General features: G+C 47.7%; 2 protein-coding genes. Both read left to right on the top strand.

The features are described from left to right. The coding region (locus tag BMW49_RS24945; protein WP_167362841.1) for a hypothetical protein at window positions 1–459 on the top strand (459 nt) is incomplete at its 5' end. After that, window positions 456–1025, top strand: coding sequence for a DUF6990 domain-containing protein (locus tag BMW49_RS24345; protein WP_083251872.1), 570 nt, complete (start codon window positions 456–458; stop codon window positions 1023–1025). The genes BMW49_RS24945 and BMW49_RS24345, both read left to right, overlap by 4 nt. Window positions 1026–1347 lie beyond the last annotated feature (322 nt).

Below are 1347 nucleotides of genomic sequence, written 5' to 3'. Positions count from 1 at the left end.
TATGGATTAAAAGCTGTCAAGATCGGAGGTAATTGGGTAGCTAGCAAAATAAGTGTTCCAAAAGTGGAAGGAGCAGCTCCAAAAGTAACCATTCGAGATCATTACGACCATCACCTAAATATGGTCGATGACATCAAAGACCAGTTGAGCGCCCAGGGTTATCGGGTGAGCAATAAAGAAATTTCGTTTGGTAGCTCTTGTGGAGTTGGTCGTTGTAGGCCAGATATCGTGGCTGAAGCTCCTGATGGTAGTATTCGTATTATTGAGGTCAAGACTGGTAGTGCTGATCTTAGTATTCGTCAGTCTGAAATTTTTCCGCAGATTCGCGATGGTAACTCCATTCCGCGAGGGAAAGTGGCGAGAGATTTTGGTCTAATTCCAGGCAAACCACTCAGAGAACAAGGTTATCCCAATGGAATTCCGGTTGAGACAATGAACTTCCCAGGGGCTAAGAAGTGAAAGAAAAGGAAATATTGCCAATCCTAGAAGAGCTTGGCTGGAAATGCAGGAAAGATGAGGTTGGAGACTATTTTTGCCTCATGGACATTGGCAATGTGCAGGTTCAGATTATTCCGGCTATAGGGAAGCGTTCTGACCATTTCAGGGTTTCATTAATGCCGTCCATTTCTACGAAGGCTTTTACAGAGGCTGTTGAATTTATATTGGGTGAAGCTGGAGGTTTTGATCCAATAATTGTGAGCAATGACGTGCCGGAGAAAATAGTCGATTTCTCATTGGATGATGTAACTAGGCTTTCTAAAGCGGCTATATCTTGGGCTTCTGCTCAAGATATAGAAAAAGGCTTGGCAGCTTATAGAGCTTTGCCAGCAAATTCGAAGGGGGCTATGCCGTTACGGCATTTGGCTGCTTTGGCGATAACTGGAGACGTAGGCCGCCTTGCAAGCTATCAACGCAGCTTCGAGCAGGGTGACAGATTAGGGTTTGTTCCGTATATAACAGCGGAAATGCTTGATCGTGCTCTTTTGTTGGCTCGGGATTGGGTGTCCCGTCCAAGCGTCCAATAGACTTTGTCCCGTCCAAACGTCCAATTGACTTCCCCGCCACCCTGGCGGGGAAGTTTTCTACTTCAGATCGCCCTGTTTTATCGTCTCGGTCTGTCGCCCGTCGATTTTTTTCGTTGACGCCCCGGCGTTTCCCGTCGAAATCCCTCCATTTTTCACCCTGGGGCCGAGTTGAGCCCGCCTGTCCGTGGACAGATGTCTGATGATTGCCTGCTTGTCCCGCTGATCAACTGCCAGCGCTAAAAGCGCAAATGGTAACCCTGCAACAAACCATCCCAGGCTTCGAACCATTCCTCCCGTTTCGGCGCTCGCCGGTAAGGATTAA

Source organism: Pseudomonas cuatrocienegasensis, from assembly GCF_900110925.1.
In the GTDB taxonomy this organism is placed as follows: domain Bacteria; phylum Pseudomonadota; class Gammaproteobacteria; order Pseudomonadales; family Pseudomonadaceae; genus Aquipseudomonas; species Aquipseudomonas cuatrocienegasensis.
The sequence above is the reverse complement of the archived record's forward strand: the minus strand, read 5'-3'. Positions and strand labels throughout refer to the sequence as shown.